Here is a 21,172-nt window from a genome sequence, read left to right as displayed (position 1 = left end):
TGCCGCGAGCCTCCGGCGCGCGCCGATCCCCGTGAGCGCCTGCGGGGCGGGGGTCTCGGCCCGATACGCTTCCGCCGAGGTCCGCCGGAACGCGTCGACCGGATCGGGAGGGGCTGGGCCATGGGCAGGACACGGGCGGATCAGGGCGCTACGGACGAGGTCCCCGGTACATCCGATCCCGCGCCGGGCCACGCACACCACGCGGCCGGCCATGGCGGCCACGTACCCGGTCACGGCCACGCGCACGGGCCGCCGTCGCCCGCGTCGGCCCGGCTGCGGCGCCTGGTGGCCGCGGTCCTGATCCCGTTCGCGGCGGCCGTGGTGGTGGGCCTGGTGGTGCTGTGGCCGGGCGGCACCCCGGCGCACCCGCGTACCGGAGTCGGCTTCGACCAGGAGACCCGGGACGGACGGGTCACCCGGGTCGAGGAGTTGCCCTGCGCGCAGGCGGACGCCGAGGTCTTCGGCGGCCCGGCCGACGCCGGCGGCCCACCCGGCGGCAACGGAACCTCCGGTGCGGACGGGCAACCCGGCAGCACCGCCCCGCCCGACCACCCCGGCGGTATCCCCTGGCCGCCGCCCTCGCTCGGCGCCTCCGGCGCACCCGGCGCACCGGGCTCCTCGGCGGCGCCCGCCGAGTGCCACCGGGCCACGATCGAGGTCACCTCCGGCGCGGACAAGGGCCGGCGGATCTCGCAGTTGGTCCGGCCCGGTGAACTGCGCCGATTCTCGGTCGGCCAGGGAGTCGTGCTCGCGTACTCCCCCGGCGCCCCGGAGGACCTGCGGTATTCGGTGATCGACGTCCGGCGCGGCCCGCCGATGTTGCTGCTCGCGGGCCTGTTCGCGGTCGCGGTGATCGTGGTGGGTCGACTGCGCGGACTGACCGCGCTGATCGCGCTCGCGATCAGCTTCGCGGTGTTGTCGTTCTTCATCCTGCCCGCCATCCTGCAGGGTTCCGATCCGCTCCTGGTCGCGGTCGTGGGCGGCAGCGCGATCATGTTCGTGGCGCTGTACCTGTGCCACGGCCCGTCCGCACGCACCTCGGTCGCGGTGGTCGGCACGCTCGTGTCGTTGTCCCTGATCGGCGTGCTCGGGTCGCTGTTCATCGGGTGGGCGCACCTGACCGGCAACACCTCCGACGAGACCGGCCTGGTCCACGCGCTGTATCCGGACATCGAGTTGCACGGCCTGCTGTTGGCCGGGTTCATCATCGGATCGCTGGGCGTGCTCGACGACGTGACCGTCACCCAGACCTCGGCGGTGTGGGAACTCAAGCAGGCCGACCCGACCATGACGGCCCGTCGGCTCTACCGGGCCGGCATCCGGATCGGCCGCGACCACATCGCGTCCACGGTCAACACCCTCGTCCTGGCCTACGCGGGCGCGGCGTTGCCGCTGATGTTGCTGTTCTCCATCGCCCGTCGGGACGTCCTGGACGTGGCCACCAGCGAGATCGTCGCCGAGGAGATCGCCCGCACCCTGGTGGGCAGCATCGGCCTGGTCGCCTCGGTCCCGGTGACCACCGGCCTGGCGGCGATCCTGGCCGCGGCCGACCACGGCAAGCCCGCGCGGGGCAGGCCCGCCCCGGCTTCGGTGCCCGCGGCCCGGGGCCGACACCGAGGGCGCTGACCGCGCATCCGGGCGGGAGAGCGCGGGGCACGGGGTGAGCCCGGGCACTCCGCTGCGCCCCCTTCCCCCGTGTCTCGTATTCGGGATATCCTCCCTGATATGAGAAACACCTCTGATCCGAGAGGCCCGGGCGCCCACGCCGAGGCGGCGCCCGGCGGCGGCACACCCGAGGAGGTGGAGGCTCGGTTGGCCGGACGGCTGGCCGGACTTCGGGCGGAGCACGGGTGGTCGTTGGACGAGTTGGCACACCGCGCGGATGTGAGTCGATCCACGCTGTCCCGGTTGGAGCGCGGCGAGATCAGCCCGACGGCGGCCCTGCTCGGCCGGCTGTGCGCGGTGTACGGACGGACGATGTCGCAGTTGCTCGCCGAAGTGGAGTCGGAGCCCTCGCAGTTGGTACGGGCCGACCGGCAGGAGGTGTGGGTGGACCGCGCCTCGGGCTTCACCCGGCGCTCGGTGTCGCCGCCGCACCCGGGACTGCGCGGCGAGGTGGTCGAGGGTGTCCTGCGGGCCGGTGCGGACATCTCCTACGACGGGCCGCCCGTGCCGGGGCTGGAGCAGCACATCTGGGTGCTGGAGGGCGTGCTGGAGATGACCGCGGACGGTCGCGTGCACGAGGTGCGCGCCGGGGACTGTCTGCGCCTTCGGCTGTGGGGCCGCTCGCGCCTGCGCTGCCCCGGCCCGGATCCGGTCCGCTACGCCCTGCTGATCGTGCTGCCGTAATGGAGACCTCGATGCACACCATCACCCGGCTGACCGCCGAAGACTTCCGAAACAGCGTGCCGGGCCTGGCCGGCCTCCTCGCGGAGGTCGTGGCCGACGGCTCCTCGCTCGGCTTCGTGGCGCCGTTCGACGCGACCGAGGCGGCGCGGTGGTGGCACGAACGGGAGTCGGCCGTCGCCGACGGCAGCCTGCACGTGTGGATCGCCCGCGGCGCGGACGGCGTCGCCGGCACCGTGAGTCTGGCCCTGGAGCGCAAGCCCAACGGCCGGCACCGCGCCGAGGTGGTCAAGCTCATGGTGCACCGCGACGCACGCGGTCGCGGCCTGGGCCGGGCCCTGCTCACGACCGCCGAACGCGCCGCCGCCCGAGCGGGCGCCACTCTTCTGCTGCTCGACACCGAGACCGAGAGTACGGCGGACCACCTCTACCGCGTGGCCGGCTGGACCCGCTACGGAGTGGTCCCGCACTACGCGGCCGACCCGGCCGGCGCGCTGCGGGATTGCAGCTTCTACTACAAGCAACTGGCCTGATCCACGCACCGATCCACCCCTGCCCGCCCTGCTCGCCGCGCCGGCAGGCACCACATCGGGGCGGGGGCCTGCACCAGCGCCGGGCCTGGGGGTCGCCGGATACTGCCCGCGGGTGAACTTCCCTACCTTCGGGGGGAGTCAGTCATCCACCCAAGGCAAGGGACGATCACCGTGGACCGCAGCAGAAACCGCAAGTTGGCCAGGGCCGCCGCATGCGCCGGCCTCGCGCTCGGCGCCGTGGGACTGTGCACCGCACCGGCCCTGGCGGACGGTCCGCCGGCAGCCCGCACCGCCTCGGCCCCGGCCGCCGCACCACTGCCCGACTTCGACTTCACCGACTGCCCCGCGCTGCCGGCCGACGCGGACCCGGACAGATGGCGCTGCGAAGTGCACGTCGCCACCGGTGAGATGCGACTCGGCGGACTCACCGTCCCGCTCCGCCCGATGACCATCACCCATGCCGAGGGTCCACTGCCCGACGGCTCGACCGGACAGGTGTTCGGCGCGATGCACGCCACGCCGAGCCCGGCGACCGGCGGCCTGCTCGGCGTCCCGGGACTGCCCGAGCGGGCACCCGTGTTGGGGGTGAACGTCGAGACCAGGTACGGCGGTTGGTTCGATTTCCTCTCCCACGGCACCGCCGCCGGCGGCCTCGATGTGACCCTCGCGCTGAGCGGTCCCCTGCTGCCGAAGGGGTGTTCGATCGGCACCGAAGAGCACCCGATCCGGCTGACCATGATGCGCAAGGGTCCCAACGAATGGGTGTCCAAGGACCCGCCCGTCCTCAAGGGCACGTTGTGGGACAACACCGTCGCGATCCCCGCCGCCACGAACTGCGGCCCGCTCGGCACCGTCCTCGACCACCGCAACGCACTGCCCTCGCCCGCCGGCTCGAACTCGGTGACCCTGGACGGCCTGTACACGTTCAAGACCTACACCCAGCTGGGCCGCTGAGCTCACCCGACGACGAACAGCCCGCCCCGGACGGCCCCGCCGTCCGGGGCGGAGCCGTTTCCGGGCCCGGATCACGCATGCGGACGACACCCATTTTCTAATGGCTGACCAAGTGTGCAATCATTAGATCAAGCGAGGGGCGCACCGGCTTGCGAGCCACCGGCATGTGCCCACGCCGCGTGTACCACCACCGTTTCGATCATCAGGCCCAGCACCCGGCACCCAGGAGCAACGATGAGCAACCTCAAGACACTTCAGACCGGCCACGTCGGACTGAACGTGACCGATCCGGACCGCTCCGCGGCCTTCTACCGGGCCGTATTCGGATTCGAGGTGGTGGCCGAGGGCAACGAGGCGAACCGCCGGTTCGTCTTCCTCGGCCGGGACGGCAGGCTCCTGGTCACCCTGTGGCAGCAGAGCGAGGGCGAGTTCCCGGTCGACCGCCCGGGCCTGCACCACCTGTCCTTCCAGGTGGAGACCATCGACGAGGTCAAGGCCGCCGAGCAGGTCCTGCGTGGGCTCGACGCGCGCTTCGGCTACGAGGGGGTGGTGCCGCACGGCGAGCACGGGACCTCCGGCGGGATCTTCTTCACCGACCCCGACGGCATCCGCCTGGAGATCTACGCCCCCTCCGGTGCCGACCCCGCGGACGCGCCCACCGCCGGTGCCCCGACCTGCGGCTTCTTCTAAGCCCCGTCCTGCGGGGACCCGGGTCGACATCCCGTTCCCCGCACGCTCCCGACCCGTGATTCCGAACCCGACCCACACCCGCGAGGCGCCGGCCCCGTCGGCGTGACCCGCACGACCACCTTCGGAGGGAATGCCGTGGCAACCCGATATCACCGCGGAGAACGCGCGGTGCAGGACCGTGCCGACCTGACTCGTCAGGCGTCGTTCGCACTCGGCGGCATCGGGGAGTCCATCCCACCGGTTGCCGCGGCATTCCTCACCGAGCAACCCATGATCATCGTCGGCGGCACCGACGCCGCCGGCCGGATCTGGTCCTCGCAACTGGTCGGCGACCCCGGCTTCCTGCGGGTCCCCGACCCGCGTACCCTCCTCGTCGACGCACTGCCGCTCGCCGAGGACCCGCTCGCCGAAGTCCTCGCCGGACCGGCCACGGTCGGCATGATCGCCATCGAGCCGACCTCGCGACGCAGGATGCGGATCAACGGCCGCTCCACGCCGACGACCGGCGGCCTGCGCGTCGACCTCGACCAGGTGATCTCCAACTGCCCCAAGTACATCCAGAAACGCGAATTCCGCTTCCTCTCCGACTCGGGGTCCGCCCCGGCACCGGGAGGCACCCGGCACGTCAGCCGGGGTACCGCGCTGACACCGGCGCAACAGCGAACCCTGCGGGCCACCGACACGTTCTTCGTGGCCAGTTCGGACGAGTCGGGCAACACCGACGCATCGCACCGGGGAGGCAATCCGGGCTTCGTCCAGGTGTTGTCCCCGAGCGTGATGCGCTGGCCGGACTACGTCGGCAACGCCATGTTCCTCACCCTGGGCAACCTCGAACTGCATCCTGCCGCCGGGTTGTTGGTGCCCGGCTGGGACACCGGCTCGTCCCTGCACCTGACCGGCGCGGCGCGCACCCTCTGGGACGCGGACGAGATCGCCCGGGTGCCGGGCGCCCAGCGCCTGGTCGAGTTCACCGTCACCGGCGTGGTGGAGATCGCCGATGCCGTCCCCCTGCGCTGGAGTGCGCCGAACTACTCCCGCTTCAACCCGCCCGTCTCCTGAAACACCTCGGCTGCCAAGGGAGTTGCCTTATGCACATCACCGTGGACATGAACCTGTGCCAGAGCCACGGCCAGTGTGTCTTCGCCGCGCCCGACGTCTTCTCCTTCGACGAGGACGACTACCTGGTCCACGACGCGAACCCCTCGGACGCGTACGCCGCACACGTGCGCACCGCCGCCTCGATGTGCCCGGTCCGCGCGATCACGATCGATCCTTCCGCATAACCGATCCTGTCGGACCTCGACATTTCGAGATTCCCTTTGCCCCGGGGTGCCCATACGCTCGGTGGTATGCCTTCGACCGCCATCGACTACCACCACGTCGACGTCTTCGCCGACCGCCCCTACACCGGCAACAGCCTCGCGGTCTTCGTCGATCCGCCGACCCTGGACGCCGCGCGGATGCTCCGGATCACCCAGGAGCTGCGGCACTTCGAGACGATCTTCGTCACCACCTCGGCCGGCGGCGGCGCGGTGCGGGCCCGGGTGTTCGACCTGTTCGAGGAACTCGCGTTCGCCGGGCACCCGGTCCTCGGCGCGGCCGCCGTCCTGCACGCCGGGTCGGGCGCCGCCGTCGGCGAGGAGCGCCACTGGACGATCGCCCTGCCGGAGCGGACCGTCCTGGTGAGCACCCGGGCCGATGCCGACGGCCGCGTGTCCGCCCTGCTGGACCAGGGCCGGCCGGAGTGGACCCCCGCACCGGCCCGGGCCCGGCGGGCGGAGATCGCCAAGGCCCTGGGCCTGGACGAGGCCGACTTGGACCCGACGCTGCCGGTGGAAGTGGTCTCCACGGGCCTGCGCTACCTGATCGTCCCGGTCGACGGCACCGGCCCGCTCGGCCGGGCTCGGATCGCACATCCGGACTTCGAGGCCCTCCTCGCCACCCTCGGCGCCCAGTTCGCCTACGTGCTGGACGCGCACGCACCGGAGGGCCGGCACTGGAACAACGACGGCCTGCTGGAGGACGTGGCCACCGGCAGTGCGGCCGGGTGCGTCGCGGCCTACCTGCTGCGCCATGGTCGAACCCGCGACGGAGTGGAACTCGGTCTCGCCCAGGGCCGGTTCGTCGGTCGTCCCAGCATCCTGCGGATCACCGCACACGGCTCTCCCGAGCACGTGGAGCGGGTCACCGTCGACGGCACGGTCTCGATGGTGGGCGTCGGAACCCTGCACACCCTGCCACCGAGCCGGCCCGCATGAGCGAGCCGGGCGAGGTCGGGTCGAGCACGCGCGCAGCCGGTGCGGTTGCGGTGTCCCGCACCCCGACACACCCCGCTCAGCGAAAGAGCCCGATGTTCTCGTCGAGGTAGGCCGCCACGGTGCGGGGCGGCCTGCCGAGCAGGCGCGCGACCGTGTCGGTGGGCTCCTCCGGCCGGTTCACCGCCAGTTGTCGGATCTCCACCACGTGGGCCGCGAGCCAGTCCGGCAGGCCGCCGCGTTCGATCAGGTTGTGCCGCATGGCCTCGGGCGACAGGTCGACGTAGCGGATCGGCCGGCCGAGGAGGCGCCCCAGCAGCTCGACCAGTTGCGGGTGGCTGAAGGTGCGGCTCCCGGTGAGCGTGTACGTACGCCCGCGGAGTTCCGGTCGGATCAGCACCTCGGCGGCCACGTCGCCGATGTCGCGACAGTCGACGTAGTTGCAGGCCGCGTCCCCCATCGTCCCGTGCACGATGCTCTGCGCCGCGACCATCGGCGCGAGCGTCGACAACTTCTGCATGAACGCGTACGGGCGCAGCACCGTGTGCGGCACACCGCTCTGACGGAGCGTCTCCTCGATGGCGTGGTGCCATCGAGAGATCGCGACCGGGGAATCCGCCGTGGCGGCCGGGGCGGAGAGTTTGACGATGTGCTCGATGCCGACGGCTGCGGCCACCCGGATGGCGCAGCGCTCCTGTTCTTGCTGCGCGGGGCTGTTGGCCATCGTGAGGAACAGTTGGTGCGCGCCGTGGAAGGCGGCGTGCAGCGACGACGGGTCGTCCGCGTCGGCGGCCCGGACGTCGACCAGGCGACGCGACGCGTCGTCCAGGCCGGCCCGCAACCGTTCGGGGTCGCGGCCGAGCGCCCGGCTCGGTATGCCCAGGGTGACGAGGCGGTGCAGGAGGGCACTTCCGGTGGCGCCGGTGGCGCCCATGACGACGATCATGTGGGTCCTGTCTTTCCGGTGAGTGGTGCTGGGGCCGGATCCGGCCACTCGGCCGATCCGGACTGTGTGGCCATGACGGCCTATGCGGCCGGTCGTCGCCCCCGCATCGCCCCGCGCCAGCGCCACGTGACGATGGTGGTGGCCAGGGCCGCCGAGAGCGGCAGGTCCAGGCGGAGGCGGGCGGGCCACGGGCCGTGGTGCGGGATGATGCTCTCGGGGACCTGGCCGGCGACGAACCAGCCGATCAGGGCCGCCAGTGCGGTGACCACGGTCGCCAGGACCAGGGTCGGGACCACGCGCGGCGTCGAGGTCAGCCAGGTGCGCCGAGCACCGGCCCGGCGCAGCCGGCCGCCGACCAGCGCGGCCACGATCGCCGAGGTGCCCGCGATCGAGGTGCAGGCCGCGACGACCAGATCCGGTTGCCCGGAGGCCACTCCGCCGGCGCCGGCCATGAGTGCGGGAGCCAGGTACGCCACGAGCACCTCCCGCCACAGCGTGAACGCCGGTGGGCCGGAGCCCCCGGCGGACGAACGACCTTGTCCCATGCGGTTTCCGGCCTCCATTTCTGCCATGTAGTTAGCTCCCTAATTATATGGTCGAGCGAATGCCGCCCCGGCGACACCTCGCGCGGACGCGACGTGCCGCCGAGGGGGCGGCGACCGAAACGGATCGTGCGGAACTACTCCTCGGGCGCCGAACGCTCGCGCGTCAACGCCGGGATGCCACGGACGAGCCGACCGAGCAGGTCCAGGAAGACGGCGCGCTCCTCGGGATCGAGCGCGCCCACCATCTCCTGCAATCGACCGAAGTGCTCCGGGGCCAACTCGCGCATCCGGCGCGCCCCCCGGGCGGTCAGCACCACCACGGCCGAGCGGCCGTCCTCGGCGGAGGGACGGCGAAGCACCAGGCCCTCGCGCTCCAAACCGCCGATCAGTCCCGTCACGGTGGCCCGGGACACCCCGAGGACGTCCGCCAGCCCCGAAGGGGACATCTCCCCGTCGGCATCCTCCAACGCGGCCAGCAGCCGGTAGCGCCCGGCGGACAGACCGAACCGGGAGAAGTGCACCTCGACCGCCTGGCCGAGCCGCGCCCCGGCCGCCATCAGACGCACCGCGACCAATACGGCCTGCGGGTCGACATCGAGCCCGTAGCGCCGGATCTGGTACGCCGCCTGGTCGAGCGTGGGGGTGTCCTCAGGCATCGGTTCATGTTCCACAACATTTAGTATGGTCCCTAATCACTTCCCCGGTCAACCCGCCGGGCCGGAGCGGACCGGGCTCCAAGTCGCTTCCATGAGACTTCCAGGACTCCCCGGCGAGAGTTCTTCCAGGACGACGAAGACCGCCTCCCGGACCGACGGTTCGCTCACGAACCGCCCGACCGGACCATCGCCTCACGGAAGAGACCACCATGAACATCAGGAACCTCACCACCACTCTGGCCGCACTCGGCGGCCTGTTCATCATGTACATCGGCATCGCCTACCTGGTCGCCCCGCAGTCGACCGCGTCCGGGTTCGGCCTGCCGAGTTGGCCGGAACACGAGGGCACCGCGTTCCTGGCGGTCAAGGGCGTACGGGATCTGGGCAGCGGGCTGATCCTCTTCGCGCTCCTGCTGACCGGCCACCGGCGAGCGCTGGGCTGGGCGCTGCTCGCCATGTCCTTCATCCCTGCCGGCGACATGGTGATCGTGCTGAGCAACGAGGGCTCGGCCGCCAAGGCGCTCGGCATCCACGGCCTCACCGCCGTCCTGGTCGCCCTGGCCGCCGCCCTGCTGCTCCGCGAGCGCCCCGCGGCCCCGGCGACCACAGTCACGACCGCCTCCGCCACCCCGAGCCGCGTCCCCGCCCCGGCGGCACACTGACCTCCTCCCTCCCGGGCCCGCTCGGCCCGGCACACGCCCCGGCCGGCCGCCCCCGCCGCCCCCCTTCCGGCGGCGGGGGCGGACGGCCTGCGCCCGCCGGCCACCGAGTCGGCCCGAACTCCAGCCCCCTCACCCTCGCTCACCCTCGCTCACCCCACTCACCCAAAGTGATCATCCTGTTACCATTCGAATGCTCGGGGTCTCGTTGCACGCCATCCACCCAGAGGAGCCAGGCCGCATGCACGCCACCAAGGGCGATCGCCTTCTCATCCACGGCCGAGTCGTCGGCCGACAGGACCACTTCGTGGAGATCATCGAGGTCCTCGGCCCCGACGGCACTCCGCCGTATCGGGTACGCGCCGCCGACGGACACGAATCGATCATGTCGCCGGGCCCGGACTCGGTGGTCGAGCACCGCAAGGGCGCCGACTCCGACTAGGCCGTCGATCGAGCGACCCGCCGTACTTCCCGAGGAGCCCTCGTGACCAGCCCCGCCCCGCCGCCGACGTTCGAACTCGGTACGGACGGGCCACGGGCCGTACTGGTCGGCGTCGACGGCTCCCGGACCTCGCTCCGCGCCGCCGACTACGCCCTGGGCCAGGCCCGGCGCGGCGGCGCGGAGTTGGTCGTGGTGTACGTCCGCGCTCCCCTCGGGCTCGCCGCCACCACGCCCGAGGGCGCCGAGGTGATGGAGCAGGCGCACGAGGACGCGGTGCGCGACATCGCGGACTACATCGGCCGCCGGGCCGACGAGTTGCGGGTACGACACCGCTTCGTCGAGGCGCGCGGCGACGTCGCGCACGAGATCGCCGAGGTGGCCGACGAGGTGCGCGCCGACGCGGTCGTGGTCGGCGCCTCCGAACGCTTCGGCCACCGGCTGATCGGCTCGCTCGCGATCCGCCTGGTCCGCTCGGCCCGTTGGCCGGTCACCGTCATCCCCTGAGCGCGACGCCCGGGAGCCTGGCACCGCTTTGAGCGAGCGGGTCACCCGTACGGCGCAGGAACGGCGACACCCCGGGCCGGCGCCGCGCGCTTGCCGGCCCGGCGCCGGTTCCCGGAGTCAGACTGGACAAGTCACAACGACTCATGTCATTCGGGTCTGAATCGACCCGGCGAAGGAGCGACGTGCTCAGCACCGACTTTGTGAAGGGTTCGCCGAACTGGCTGGACCTCGGCAGCCCCGACACCGCCGCGGCGGCCGAGTTCTACCGTGCCGTCTTCGAATGGGACTTCCAATCCGCCGGGCCCGACGCCGGCGGTTACGGGCTCTTCCAGCAGGAGGGCAAGACCATCGCCGGGCTCGGTCCGCTCACCGAGGAGGGCGCCTCGTCCGCCTGGACGGTGTACTTCGAGACCCCCGACGCCGACGCGACCGCCGCGGCCGTCAAGAAGAGCGGCGGCACGGTTCGGGTGGAGCCGTTCGATGTCATGGAGATGGGTCGGATGTCCCCGCTGACCGACCCGGCCGGCGCCGATTTCGCCGTCTGGCAGCCCGGTACCTTCCGGGGCTCGGAGCTGCTGGGCGAGCCCACCTCACTGGCCTGGGTCGAGCTGCACGGCGTGGAACTGGACACGGCGCTCACCTTCTACGGCGGGCTGTTCGGCTGGCGTTCGCAGGAGTTCCAGATGCCCGGGATGACCTACACCGTGTTGTCCACGGCCGAGGGCGACCCCCAGGAAGCATCCTTCGGCGGCATCGTGCCGGACCCGAACGGCCAGGATCCGCACTGGATCGCGTACTTCGAGGTTGCCGACCCCGACGACGTCGTGCAGCGGGCCCAGGGCCACGGCGGCTCGGTGCTCATGCCCGCCGCCGACGTCCCGGAGGTCGGCCGCCTCGGCTGGTTGGCCGACCCCTTCGGCGCCCCCTTCGCGATCATCCGGAGCGCACCCCAGCCCGGGTAGTCGCCCACCGACGAACACCCCCGCGGCCCGGTCGTTCCGCCCGGACGACGCACGTCGCGCCGAGGGGCGACCCCGGACACGGCGATCGGTACCCGGGGGCCGGCGGCTCCGCACCGCCCCGGCGGGTGTTCGGGCGGCTTCACCTGTTCGGCGGGTGCCGCGAACCGACGCGTCGCCGCCTTCCCCACGATCATGGACGCAACAATGAGCAACCTGGCACCGCAGCGTGGGGTCGGGGCGGCGACCCGGTCGCTGATCCGGCAGGTCGGGCTGCCCGTGGGCATCCTCGTCGTCGTCACGGCAGTGGATCTGGCGACCGGATCCTCGGCGGTCTACTACCCGTTCCTCCTCCTGGCGCCGACCCTGGCCGCCGCCACCGCACCGCCCCCGGCGATCCTCGTCATCGGCGGCATCTCGCTGCCGCTGCGCTACTGGCTGGCCTCGCGGGACGGCTACCTGGGCCCCGCGTACGACGACCTCTTCCAGGTCAGTACCTGGATGTACGTCATGGCGACCGCGCTGGCCATGTACCTGTCCGCCGCCCGCATCCGGCGCGAACGGGCCCTGGTCGCCGTCTCCGAGGTGGCCGTCGCCGCGCAGCGGGCGATCCTGCTGCCGCCGAGCGACAAACTGGGCGGCCTGCGCCTGGCGGTGCGCTACTTCGCGGTGGCCGAGGAGGCCGAACTCGGCGGTGATCTCTACATCGCGCTGGACACGCCGTTCGGGGTGCGGCTGATCATCGGCGACGTGCTCGGCAAGGGCCTGGGCGCGGTCCGCACGGCCGCGATCACGATCGGCGCGTTTCGCGAGGCCGCCTACGACGAACCCGAACTGAGCACCGTGGCGCACCGCATCGACACCAGCGTGAGCCGGAACGCGCCCGCGGACCGATTCGTCACCGCGCTCCTGGTCGAAGTCCGCCCCGAACACGTGGCCTTCACCCATCGCGGGCACGAGGAGCCGGTGGCGATCCGGGCGGACGGCGCCGTGCACGTGCTCGAACCTCCCGATCCCGGCGTGCCGTTGGGTCTGGGCGACCTGGATCCGGCGCCGCCGCGCCCCTGGGTGGTGCCGTTTCACGAGGGCGATCTGCTGCTGTTGATGACCGACGGGTTCGCGGACGCGCGGGACGTGGCCGGCCGGCACTATCCGCTGGTCGACCGGATCCGGGCACTGTTCTGCGAGGCGCGTCCGACCGTCGCCGATCCGGTCCTGGCGGTGGAACGGTTGGGCGACGATCTGCTGCGGCACGTCGGCCTGCTGCGGCTCGCCGACGACGCCCTGGTCCTGGCGCTCGCGCGCGCCCCCGAGCCGCCGGACCACCCTCCCGCGCCCTGACCCCGGCACGGCGGGTCGGTCGACGCGCGGTCGGCGGTCGGCTGTGCCGGGGCCGGTCGGCGGCCCGGTCGGCGTGCTCGGCAACGCCGTTCGGCCGCCGGCGGGCTACTCCTCGATCGCGCCGCCCGTGCTGCGCAGGTGGCGGCGGAACGTGTACGTCGGGTCGGTCGCGCGGCGGGCCAGGTAGTCGTCGAAGGTGGTCTGTCGGCGCAGCGTCTCGCCGGCCCGGATCCGGCGGGCCTGCTCACGCTCGGTGTCGCGGATGCGGTGGGCCGTCGCGAGCACCTCGTCGGCCCGATCGGCGGCCAGGAACAACACGCCGTCCGCGTCGCCGAAGACCAGGTCGTCGGTGCTCAGCAGGTGCGGCCCGAACCGGGCGGTGGTCAGCGCCTCGGGCTCGCGCTCGTCCAACCGCGTCGGGCCGGGCGGGTAGCTGCCGTAGCTGAACACCGGCAGGCCGATCTCCACCAGTTCCGGTGTGTCGCGGTGCAGCCCCCACACCACCAGCGCCGCCACCCCCGCCGCCTCGGCCTCCAGGACGGCCAGGTCGCCGATGCACGCCTCGTCGGTACGGCCGCCGTTGTCGATCACCAACACGTCGTCCGGCTCGGCCGCACCGAACGCCTCCAGGAACACGTCCACGCTGCCGTAGTGCCGAACCGGCAACACCCGACCGGCGATGCGCTGCCCGGGCAGCACGGCGCCGATCCCCGGCGGCGCGACCCGAAGCGGCACACCGTGTCGCACACACGCATCCGCCACCAACGGCGTGGAGAGTTCGGCGAAGGTCTTCAACATGGCGTTCTCCGTGGCTCGGCGTCGCCCCACAGGACGCACGCGCGGATGCATCGAGACAGCCCTGCGATGCTAACCGCGCCCGATTCCACCCGTCGACGCCCGCCGGTATCGGACCGGTTCCGGCGATCCCACCGCAACGGAGCACGGCGCCAGGGGGATTCACCCGCGTCCGGGCGCGTCCGGGGCGGCGTCCCGGGGTCGGAAAAGTACCGGTTCGGGTCACCGTGTGTAGTCGTTCGGGTGGGAGTCGAAGCCATCGTGACCATGTTGGTCATGATGGCTTCACAGCTGGGCCGGTTCGTGCCAAGGTGCACCAGGCGCCGAACCGGAGCCTGATCCACCGGGGTTCGCCCGGCCTCGGGCTCGGGCCCGGCGCGCCTTCCGGTGGACCCGTTGGTTGCCGTAGATGCAGGTCAGCACGTGTCGAGTCGGCCGGGGAACAGTCGCCGGTCGGCCTCGACGTGAACGACTCGGAAGCGGAGCATCCGGTTCCGATCCGTATGCCGTACGCCATCCGCCAGGCCGCACCGGCCATCACCGAGCGCGCCGCCGTCGGGCGACGCCGTGTTCGGGAGGTAATCGCGTGACCGAGACCATCGACAGCACCCCGCCACCGGAACAGCCGCCCCGGTCCGCACCCACCGACGGCGCCGACCCGGGCCGACTCGAAGGCGCGTCCAAGCTCCGGATCTTCTCGGTGCTCGGCGTGATCGTGCTCTTCTCCGAGGTGGTACCGCTCCAGTACACGATGATCGGCACCGCCGTACAAAAGATCGGCCTGGATTTCCCGTCGGCCGGCAACAACATCGGCTGGATGATCATCATCCTCGGCCTGGTCGGCGGCGCCACCACGCCGATCATCGGCAAACTCGCCGACCTGTACGGCAAGAAGCTGATCCTGCTCGCGTGCAGCGTCTCGTTCCTGGCCGGCTCGATCCTGTGTGCGCTCACCCACTCGTGGGCGATGTTCCTGGTCGGCCGCGGCCTCCAGGCGGTCGCGTTCGCGATGGCGGCGGTGGCCGCCGGACTGATCCGCGACCTGATGCCACGCCGGATGGTGCCGATGGCAATCGGCGTGATCGCCACCGGATTCGGCGTGTCCGCCCTGACCGCACCGCTGCTCAGCGGTTGGCTGACCGACCACTGGAGCTGGAGGTCGCTGTTCTGGTTCCTGATGATCTACATGCTCGTGCTGATCCCGATCTTCTGGCTCGTGGTCCCCGAGTCGAAACTGAGGACGCGTCAGCGGCTGGACTGGCTCGGCTCGGTACTGATCGGCGCGGGCGTCGCCCTCGCCCTGATCTACATCAGCAACGGGCAACAGTGGGGCTGGGGCCGGTTCACCGCCTGGATCTACCTGGTCCTCGGCATCGCCCTGCTGATCGCCTTCTACGTCTGGGAGCACCGCGCCGCCGACCCGATCATGGATCCGAAACTGCTGCGCGCGCCCCGGGTGTCCATCGTGCTGGCCATCGGCCTGTTCGCCAACATGATCATCGGCGTGCAGTTCTACGCCGTGTCCTACATGGCCCAGATCGACGAGAAGGTGGTCAAGGAGGGCACCATCGCCGGCTTCGCCGCCAAGGCCGGCATCCCGGTGGACACGATGCGCCAAGGGCTGATCTTCCAGGGCGACATCGGCTACGCACTCGGCTTCAGCCTGATGGCGCTGGCCGTGCACCTCACCACGTGGCAGTCCATCCCGGGCATGCTCACCGGACCGGCGGCCGGCCAGTGGGCCACCAGGGTGGGGCTGCGTCGCCCGTACATCGCGTGTCTGGCGGTGATGACGCTGTCGATGGCGCTGTACGCGATGTTCCACGGCTCGTGGGGCGTGCTGCTGATCATCGGCATCGTCTACGGGCTCGCGTTCGGCGTGTACTACGCCTGCGCCAACAACCTGGTGATCGAGGCGGTGCCGCAGGAGCAGCAGGGCATCGGCGCGAGCATGCTGGCGCTGACCCAGTCGTTCGGCAGCGCGGTGGGTACGGCGATCCTGACCGCGATCCTGTCCGCGCACACCTACCAGGTCTCCACCGTCGCCCAACCCGGGGCGCCCGCGCAGACGTTCGACATCCCGCAGGTGTACACCGACGACGGCTGGACGATCGGATTCTGGGCGGTGGCCGCCGCCGGCGTGGTGTGCGTGGTGCTGGCCGCGGTGATGAAGGCGGGCCGCACCCCGGCCACCGGCGGCACGCTGCACTGAACCGGGCCGCCGAGCCCGACCGGGTCCGGGGTCGGGCCCGGCGGCGTGGGATCCGCCGGTGGCGGGGGGGGGGGGGGGGGGGCCGCCCCGGCGGGGGCCCGGGGGGGGCCCCCGCCGCGCCCCGGGCGGGGGGGGGGGGGGCCCCCCCCCCCCCCCCCCCCCGGCGCCGGGGGCTCACAACGGCTGCACCAGGCGGCTCTCGTATGCGACCACGACCGCCTGCACCCGGTCGCGGACGCCGAGTTTGGCCAGCACCCGGCTCACATGCGTCTTGATCGTGGCGTCCGACAGGTGCAGGCGCGCGGCGATCTCCGCGTTGGACAGACCGCGTGCGACCTCGATCAGCACGCCGCGTTCGCGCTCGGTCAACTGGGCGAGCCGCGGGTCCTCCGCGCCGGGTGTGACGTCGTGGTGCGGCAGGCGGTGCGCGAAGGTCTCCAACAGCCGGCGGGTGATCCGTGGCGCGACCACCGCATCACCCGCCGCCACCGAGCGGATCGCGCCCAGGAGTTCGGCGGGCAGCGCGTTCTTGAGCAGGAATCCGGAGGCGCCCGCGCGCAGCCCGGCGAAGGCGTACTCGTCCAGGTCGAACGTGGTCAGGATGAGCACCTTGGTCTCCGGGCAGCGCTCGCTGATCAGCCGGGTCGCCTCGATGCCGTCCATGCCGGGCATCCGTACGTCCATCAACACCACGTCCGGGCGCAACCGCTCGGCCAGCCGGACCGCCTCCTCGCCGCAGTCGGCCTCGCCGGCGAGGGTCATGTCGTCCTGGGCGTCCAGGACCATCGTGAACGCCATGCGCAACAACGGCTGGTCGTCCACCACCAATACCTCGATGGCCACGTCAGGATCCTCCCGGATCGGTCAGGTGCAACAGCGCCGACACTCGCCAGCCGCCCCCGGGCAGCGGCCCGGCCTCCACATCGCCACCGTAGACGGCGGCCCGCTCCCGCATGCCGGCGAGTCCTCGTCCACCGCGTGGTTCGTCCCGCTCGCCGATGCCGCTCGGGCGCGGGCGGCCGTCGTCGATCACGCTCAGTTCCAGTCGATCGGCCGAACTGGAGACCCGGATCCGTGCGTTCGCACCGGGCTGGGTGTGCTTGAGGGTGTTGGTCAGCGCCTCCTGGGCGAGCCGGTACACGGCCAACTGCGCACCGGGCGGCACGTTGCGGGTATCGCCCTGCACGGTGAGCGTGGTCGGCAGGCCCGCCGCGCGCACCTGCTCGGCGAGCGCGCCGAGGCGGGCCAGGTCCGGCTGTGGGTGCCGGGCGGCGTCGGGTTCGTCCTCGTGCAGCACACCCAGGAAGCGGCGCATCTCGGTGAGTGCCTGCCGACCGGTACCGGAAACCTGCTCCATCGCCGCGGCGGAGCGTTCCGGCTTGGTGTGCACCGTCATCGAGGCGGCATCCGCGAGAGCCACCATCACCGACAGGTTGTGCGTGACGATGTCGTGCATCTCCCGGGCGATCCGCGAGCGTTCGGCCGCCACCGCGAGCTCGGCCTGCTGTTCCTGGTCGCGTTCCAGGCGTTGGGCACGTTCCTCCAGGGCGACCAGGTAGCGCCGCCGGGTGCGCAGGTTGGCGCCGAGCACCGCCGCGGTCAGGGCCATCGCGCTGAGTCCGACGAAGGCGCCGAACCGGTACCCGTCGACGGTCCAGCGCACGACGGCCAGCACGATGCCCGTCTCGACCACGGCGAGCGCGTACACCGTCCGACGCCGGTCGCAATTCGCGGCCACGGTGTACAGCGCGATCAGCAGGCTCGCGTCCGCGCCGGTCCGCGCGTCGATCACCCATTGGCCCAGGGCCACGACGGCGATCACCGCGAACACCGCGACCGGGGCCCGGCGGCGCAGCGCGAGCGGCAGCGTCAACGCCGCCCCGATCACCACCCAGCCGGACGACCGCAGCAGGTTTCCGACCTCGAACAGCAGCAGCACGGCCACCGCGAGGGTGGTGTCGGCCCAGATCGCATGGCTGCGGGTGAAGGCCACCACACGTGCCGGTACGGCGGCGAGCCCGTGCTCGCCGCCGTACCGTCGAAGCAGCGTGTTCACGCGTCACGCTTCCGGAGCAACACCGCCGCCACCGCGAGCGTCACCGCGGCGTACAGCACGAACACCGTGATGCCGGCTCCCGGGGACAGTGCGCCCTCGCCGGGATGCCATCGGCTGAGCGCCTGACCGGCTTCGCTGGGCAGGTACTTGGTGATGCGGTCCTGCCAGTCGGACGGCAGCGCGCGGACCACCTCGGGCAGTACCAGCAGCAGCCCGAACACGATCGCGATGCCGCCGGCGGCGTGCCGCACGATCGCGCCGATGCCGATCGCCAGGACACCGGTGAGGGCGAGGTAGACCGCGACGCCCACGACCACGCGCGGCACGCCCGGATCGCCGAGCGAGACGTCGATGTGCTCCTTGGCCAACACCGCCTGCCCGCTCAGGAACGCGACCAGGCAGGTGCCGAGCATCAGAGCGAAGGTGACCGCCCCGAACACCGCGGTCTTGGCCCACAACACCGGCAGCCGGTGCGGCACCGCCGCCATGGTGGCCCGGATCGAGCCGGTGGCGTACTCGCCGCTGACCACCAGGACACCGAGCACACCGATGGCCAGTTGGGCCAGGTAGAGCCCGGTCAGGCTCGCGTTCGGCGCGGAGAACCGGGCCCGCTCGCCAGCGCTCATGTCCGGCCAGCGGCTGACCGTGCCCACGCACACCAGCAGACCCAGCGAGATCACCAGGAAAACCGCGGTGACCAGCACCCAGAAGGTCGAGCGCAGGCTGCGCAGCTTGATCCACTCGGCGTGGAGCACCCGGACGAAGGTGACCCGGCCGCGGTCGGCGGCCCGGGAGGTGAACCGGGGGCCGGTGGTGCCGGTGGCGACGGTACCGGTCGACATCAGGCGACCTTCCCGTTTCGCCGGCGGTCGGCACGGGCCGCCCGCACCGGTCCCGTCTCGTCCTCGGATACTCGGTACTCGACCGCGTCGCGGGTCGATTCCATGAACGCCTCCTCCAGCGAAGCCTGCTGCGGGACCAGTTCGAACAGGGTGATGCCGTGGGCCGACGCGAGTCGGCCGATGTCGTCGCTGGACACGCCGGTGACCTCCAGGACGTCGCGCTCGTGGCCGGTGACCCGCACCTCGGAGCCGGTGACCCGCACCTCGGGGCCGAACAGCAGCGCGCGCAGCCGATCGGCGTCCGGTGTGCGCACCCGGACCTGGTCGGGCGCGGCGCCGTGGATGAAGTCCGCGACCGAGGTGTCGGCGATCAGCCGACCCCGACCGACCACGATCAGGTGCTCCGCGGTCAGCGCCATCTCGCTCATCAGGTGCGAGGACAGGAAGACCGTGCGGCCCTCGGCGGCGAGCGACTTGAGCAGTGTCCGGATCCACAGGACACCCTCCGGGTCGAGCCCGTTCACCGGCTCGTCCAGCACCAGCGTGGCCGGGTCGCCCAGCAGCGCGGTGGCGATGCCCAACCGCTGGCCCATGCCCAGCGAGAAGCCGCCGACCCGCTTGCGGGCCACCTCGTCCAGGCCGACCATCTCGATCACCTCGCGCACCCGCCGGGTGCGGATTCCGGTGGTGGCGGCCATGGACAACAGGTGGTTGTACGCGGAGCGCCCGGTGTGCACCGCCTTCGCCTCCAACAGCGCGCCGACCTCGTGCAACGGGGCCGGGTGGTCGGCGTAGCGACGGCCGTTGACGGTGACCGTGCCCGAGCTGGGGTGGTCCAGGCCCAGGATCATCCGCATGGTGGTCGACTTGCCCGCGCCGTTGGGGCCCAGAAAGCCGGTGACGATGCCGGGACGGACGGTGAAGGTCAGCCGGTCGACGGCGGTCTTGGACCCGTAACGCTTGGTGAGTGCGTCGGCTTTGATCATCGCTGCCGTCTCCGTGGCTCCGGTGCTTCGGCGCCTCCGAACGAAGGGCCGTCGGGCGAACGCCCGATCTGCCCTCAACGCTAGCCGGCAACCCGAGCCCCGACGATCGCCGCACGGCCGAACCTCACCCCGACACCCATGCGCCCTGCGGGTGAGCGCATACGTCGCTGGGATGACACGCCCCCAACCACCCACCCCCGACACCACCGAACCCCACACCACTCGACCGGGGCTCCGACACCCGCGCCCGGTTCGCCTTTCGGTCAGCCCGCGATGGTGAGCTGCATCAGGGCCTTGGCGGTGTGCATGCGGTTCTCGGATTGGTCGAAGACGCGGCTTCGGGGGCCCTCGAAGACGTCGTCGTGCACTTCGAGGATGTCCGGGTGGGTGCGCGCCGTCTCGGTGTCGAGGTCGTGAAAGGCCGGGAGGCAGTGCAGGTAGATGGTGTCCGCTCGACCGGTCGCCGCCATCGACTCCGGAGTGACCTTCAAGTCGCGCAGCAGGTCGATGCGTTGCCGGGTTTGCTCCTCCTCGCCCATGGAGACCCAGACGTCGCCGTAGACCGCGGCCGAGTCGGCCAGAGCCCGATGCGGGGACGCGGTGACGGTGATCGAGGCATGCGGCGACTCGGCGCCGGCCGACAGTTCGGCGATGCTCTCGAGCGCCGGCTGCAACGGCTCGGGAGTCAGGATGCGCAGGTCGAGACCGAGTTTGGCGGCGGCGATGGCCAGCGTGCAGGCCACGTTGTTGCGACCGTCGCCGACGTACGTCACGGGCAGGCCCTCCAGCCGGCCGAAGTTCTCCCGGAGGGTGAGCAGGTCGGCGAGGATCTGGGTGGGGTGGTATTCGTCGCACAGACCGTTCCACACCGGCACGCCCGCGTAGCGGGCGAACTCCGCGATCGTCGCATGCTCGAAACCACGGAACATCACCCCGTCGAAGACCCGGCCGAACACCCGGGCGATGTCCCGGACGGACTCCTTGACACCGAACCGGATGTCCTCGCGGCCGAAGATCTCCGGATGCGCGCCGGACTGCGTCGCGGCGACGACGAACGAGACCCGCGTACGACACGAGGGTTTGAGGAAGATCAGCGCGATGTTGCGACCGGCCAGGACCGGAACACGTTCGCCGTGCGCGGCCCGCTTCTTGGTGTCCGCGGCCCGGTCGAGCAACTCGATGATCTCGTCGGGGGAAACGTCGCGCAGGGAGAGCAGGCTGCGGCCTCTGAGGGTGGAATACCCCATGGGTCGACCTCGATTCGAAGCTCGGCGATGGTGCATGAATATTCTGCGATCGGTATCATCATGCAGTATCGAGATCGAGGAGCGGTACGGATTTACCGGTGCGGAAACGGGTGGAGGGGTGGTGGGGGTGGCTGGTAGGTTTTCGGGCGTGTCCAGCCCCGAATCGGACAGACGGCGGCCGCCGGTGTTGCGGTGGCCGATCTC

The 21,172-nt window shown here is 71.6% G+C and carries 23 protein-coding genes; 14 read left to right on the top strand and 9 right to left on the bottom strand.

What is annotated here, in order from left to right; translation table 11 throughout:
• Positions 1-120 precede the first annotated feature (120 nt).
• The 8 genes from ACIBM5_RS08355 to ACIBM5_RS08320 all read left to right on the top strand — a co-directional run bounded on the left by ACIBM5_RS08355 (position 121) and on the right by ACIBM5_RS08320 (position 6,781).
• Complete coding sequence (locus ACIBM5_RS08355; RefSeq protein ID WP_396006033.1) at positions 121-1,626, top strand: YibE/F family protein; 1,506 nt, start codon at positions 121-123, stop codon at positions 1,624-1,626.
• A 99-nt stretch (positions 1,627-1,725) separates the two neighbouring features.
• On the top strand, positions 1,726-2,349 hold the full coding sequence (locus tag ACIBM5_RS08350) for a helix-turn-helix domain-containing protein (RefSeq protein ID WP_396006032.1): 624 nt from the start codon (positions 1,726-1,728) through the stop codon (positions 2,347-2,349).
• Positions 2,350-2,360: 11 nt separating this feature from the next.
• A complete protein-coding gene (locus tag ACIBM5_RS08345) occupies positions 2,361-2,879 on the top strand; it encodes a GNAT family N-acetyltransferase (RefSeq protein WP_396006031.1) in 519 nt (172 codons plus the stop codon).
• 171 nt (positions 2,880-3,050) lie between these two features.
• Positions 3,051-3,833 carry a hypothetical protein gene (locus tag ACIBM5_RS08340; RefSeq protein WP_396006030.1) on the top strand — a complete coding sequence of 261 codons (783 nt, stop codon included), beginning with the start codon at positions 3,051-3,053 and terminating at the stop codon, positions 3,831-3,833.
• A 234-nt stretch (positions 3,834-4,067) separates the two neighbouring features.
• A complete protein-coding gene (locus tag ACIBM5_RS08335; protein ID WP_396006029.1) occupies positions 4,068-4,523 on the top strand; it encodes a VOC family protein in 456 nt (151 codons plus the stop codon).
• 168 nt (positions 4,524-4,691) lie between these two features.
• A complete protein-coding gene (locus tag ACIBM5_RS08330; protein WP_396006028.1) occupies positions 4,692-5,582 on the top strand; it encodes a pyridoxamine 5'-phosphate oxidase family protein in 891 nt (296 codons plus the stop codon).
• 29 nt (positions 5,583-5,611) lie between these two features.
• Positions 5,612-5,806 (top strand): ferredoxin, encoded by a 195-nt coding sequence (locus tag ACIBM5_RS08325; RefSeq protein WP_391584129.1) that lies wholly within the window; start codon positions 5,612-5,614, stop codon positions 5,804-5,806.
• A 66-nt stretch (positions 5,807-5,872) separates the two neighbouring features.
• On the top strand, positions 5,873-6,781 hold the full coding sequence (locus tag ACIBM5_RS08320) for a PhzF family phenazine biosynthesis protein (protein ID WP_396006027.1): 909 nt from the start codon (positions 5,873-5,875) through the stop codon (positions 6,779-6,781).
• Positions 6,782-6,857: 76 nt separating this feature from the next.
• Here the strand turns inward: ACIBM5_RS08320 and ACIBM5_RS08315 are convergent, their stop codons facing one another.
• The 3 genes from ACIBM5_RS08315 to ACIBM5_RS08305 all read right to left on the bottom strand — a co-directional run bounded on the left by ACIBM5_RS08315 (position 6,858) and on the right by ACIBM5_RS08305 (position 8,925).
• On the bottom strand, positions 6,858-7,724 hold the full coding sequence (locus tag ACIBM5_RS08315; RefSeq protein ID WP_396006026.1) for an NmrA family NAD(P)-binding protein: 867 nt from the start codon (positions 7,722-7,724) through the stop codon (positions 6,858-6,860).
• Positions 7,725-7,804: 80 nt separating this feature from the next.
• The gene (locus ACIBM5_RS08310) at positions 7,805-8,296 is read right to left on the bottom strand and encodes a hypothetical protein (protein ID WP_396006025.1); all 492 of its coding nucleotides are present in this window, start codon (positions 8,294-8,296) and stop codon (positions 7,805-7,807) included.
• A gap of 107 nt (positions 8,297-8,403) precedes the next feature.
• A complete protein-coding gene (locus ACIBM5_RS08305) occupies positions 8,404-8,925 on the bottom strand; it encodes a MarR family winged helix-turn-helix transcriptional regulator (protein ID WP_396006024.1) in 522 nt (173 codons plus the stop codon).
• A 209-nt stretch (positions 8,926-9,134) separates the two neighbouring features.
• Here ACIBM5_RS08305 and ACIBM5_RS08300 point away from each other — a divergent pair, with 209 nt between their 5' ends.
• The 5 genes from ACIBM5_RS08300 to ACIBM5_RS08280 all read left to right on the top strand — a co-directional run bounded on the left by ACIBM5_RS08300 (position 9,135) and on the right by ACIBM5_RS08280 (position 12,830).
• Positions 9,135-9,587, top strand: coding sequence for a DUF4267 domain-containing protein (locus ACIBM5_RS08300; RefSeq protein ID WP_396006023.1), 453 nt, complete (start codon positions 9,135-9,137; stop codon positions 9,585-9,587).
• Positions 9,588-9,825: 238 nt separating this feature from the next.
• On the top strand, positions 9,826-10,026 hold the full coding sequence (locus ACIBM5_RS08295) for a DUF1918 domain-containing protein (protein ID WP_396006022.1): 201 nt from the start codon (positions 9,826-9,828) through the stop codon (positions 10,024-10,026).
• 42 nt (positions 10,027-10,068) lie between these two features.
• Positions 10,069-10,530: a universal stress protein gene (locus ACIBM5_RS08290; RefSeq protein WP_396006021.1), complete on the top strand. Its 462-nt coding sequence runs from the start codon at positions 10,069-10,071 to the stop codon at positions 10,528-10,530.
• A gap of 182 nt (positions 10,531-10,712) precedes the next feature.
• Positions 10,713-11,492: a VOC family protein gene (locus ACIBM5_RS08285; protein WP_396006020.1), complete on the top strand. Its 780-nt coding sequence runs from the start codon at positions 10,713-10,715 to the stop codon at positions 11,490-11,492.
• Between the two features lie 204 nt (positions 11,493-11,696).
• A complete protein-coding gene (locus tag ACIBM5_RS08280) occupies positions 11,697-12,830 on the top strand; it encodes a PP2C family protein-serine/threonine phosphatase (RefSeq protein ID WP_396006019.1) in 1,134 nt (377 codons plus the stop codon).
• A gap of 105 nt (positions 12,831-12,935) precedes the next feature.
• Here ACIBM5_RS08280 and ACIBM5_RS08275 read toward each other — a convergent pair whose 3' ends face one another.
• The gene (locus ACIBM5_RS08275; RefSeq protein ID WP_396006018.1) at positions 12,936-13,628 is read right to left on the bottom strand and encodes an RraA family protein; all 693 of its coding nucleotides are present in this window, start codon (positions 13,626-13,628) and stop codon (positions 12,936-12,938) included.
• A 583-nt stretch (positions 13,629-14,211) separates the two neighbouring features.
• Between ACIBM5_RS08275 and ACIBM5_RS08270 the strand changes: the two genes are divergently transcribed.
• Positions 14,212-15,837 (top strand): MFS transporter, encoded by a 1,626-nt coding sequence (locus ACIBM5_RS08270; protein WP_396006017.1) that lies wholly within the window; start codon positions 14,212-14,214, stop codon positions 15,835-15,837.
• 174 nt (positions 15,838-16,011) lie between these two features.
• Here the strand turns inward: ACIBM5_RS08270 and ACIBM5_RS08265 are convergent, their stop codons facing one another.
• The 5 genes from ACIBM5_RS08265 to argF all read right to left on the bottom strand — a co-directional run bounded on the left by ACIBM5_RS08265 (position 16,012) and on the right by argF (position 20,968).
• Positions 16,012-16,680 carry a response regulator gene (locus tag ACIBM5_RS08265; RefSeq protein WP_396006016.1) on the bottom strand — a complete coding sequence of 223 codons (669 nt, stop codon included), beginning with the start codon at positions 16,678-16,680 and terminating at the stop codon, positions 16,012-16,014.
• A 1-nt stretch (position 16,681) separates the two neighbouring features.
• Positions 16,682-17,893 (bottom strand): sensor histidine kinase, encoded by a 1,212-nt coding sequence (locus ACIBM5_RS08260; RefSeq protein WP_396006015.1) that lies wholly within the window; start codon positions 17,891-17,893, stop codon positions 16,682-16,684.
• Positions 17,890-18,735, bottom strand: a complete 846-nt coding sequence (locus ACIBM5_RS08255) for an ABC transporter permease (RefSeq protein ID WP_396006014.1) — start codon at positions 18,733-18,735, stop codon at positions 17,890-17,892. Before ACIBM5_RS08255 ends, ACIBM5_RS08260 begins: the two co-directional genes overlap by 4 nt.
• Entirely contained in the window at positions 18,735-19,721 is a 987-nt protein-coding gene (locus ACIBM5_RS08250) for an ABC transporter ATP-binding protein (RefSeq protein ID WP_396006013.1), read from the bottom strand. The genes ACIBM5_RS08255 and ACIBM5_RS08250 overlap by 1 nt, the downstream gene beginning before the upstream one ends.
• A 263-nt stretch (positions 19,722-19,984) precedes the next feature.
• On the bottom strand, positions 19,985-20,968 hold the full coding sequence (gene argF, locus ACIBM5_RS08245; RefSeq protein ID WP_396006012.1) for an ornithine carbamoyltransferase: 984 nt from the start codon (positions 20,966-20,968) through the stop codon (positions 19,985-19,987).
• Between the last annotated feature and the right edge of the window lie 204 nt (positions 20,969-21,172).

Source organism: Embleya sp. NPDC050493 (genome assembly GCF_044458105.1).
Classification (GTDB): Bacteria; Actinomycetota; Actinomycetes; order Streptomycetales; family Streptomycetaceae; genus Embleya.
Note: the sequence above shows the minus strand (reverse complement) of the source record. Positions and strands in the feature narration are given on the sequence as shown.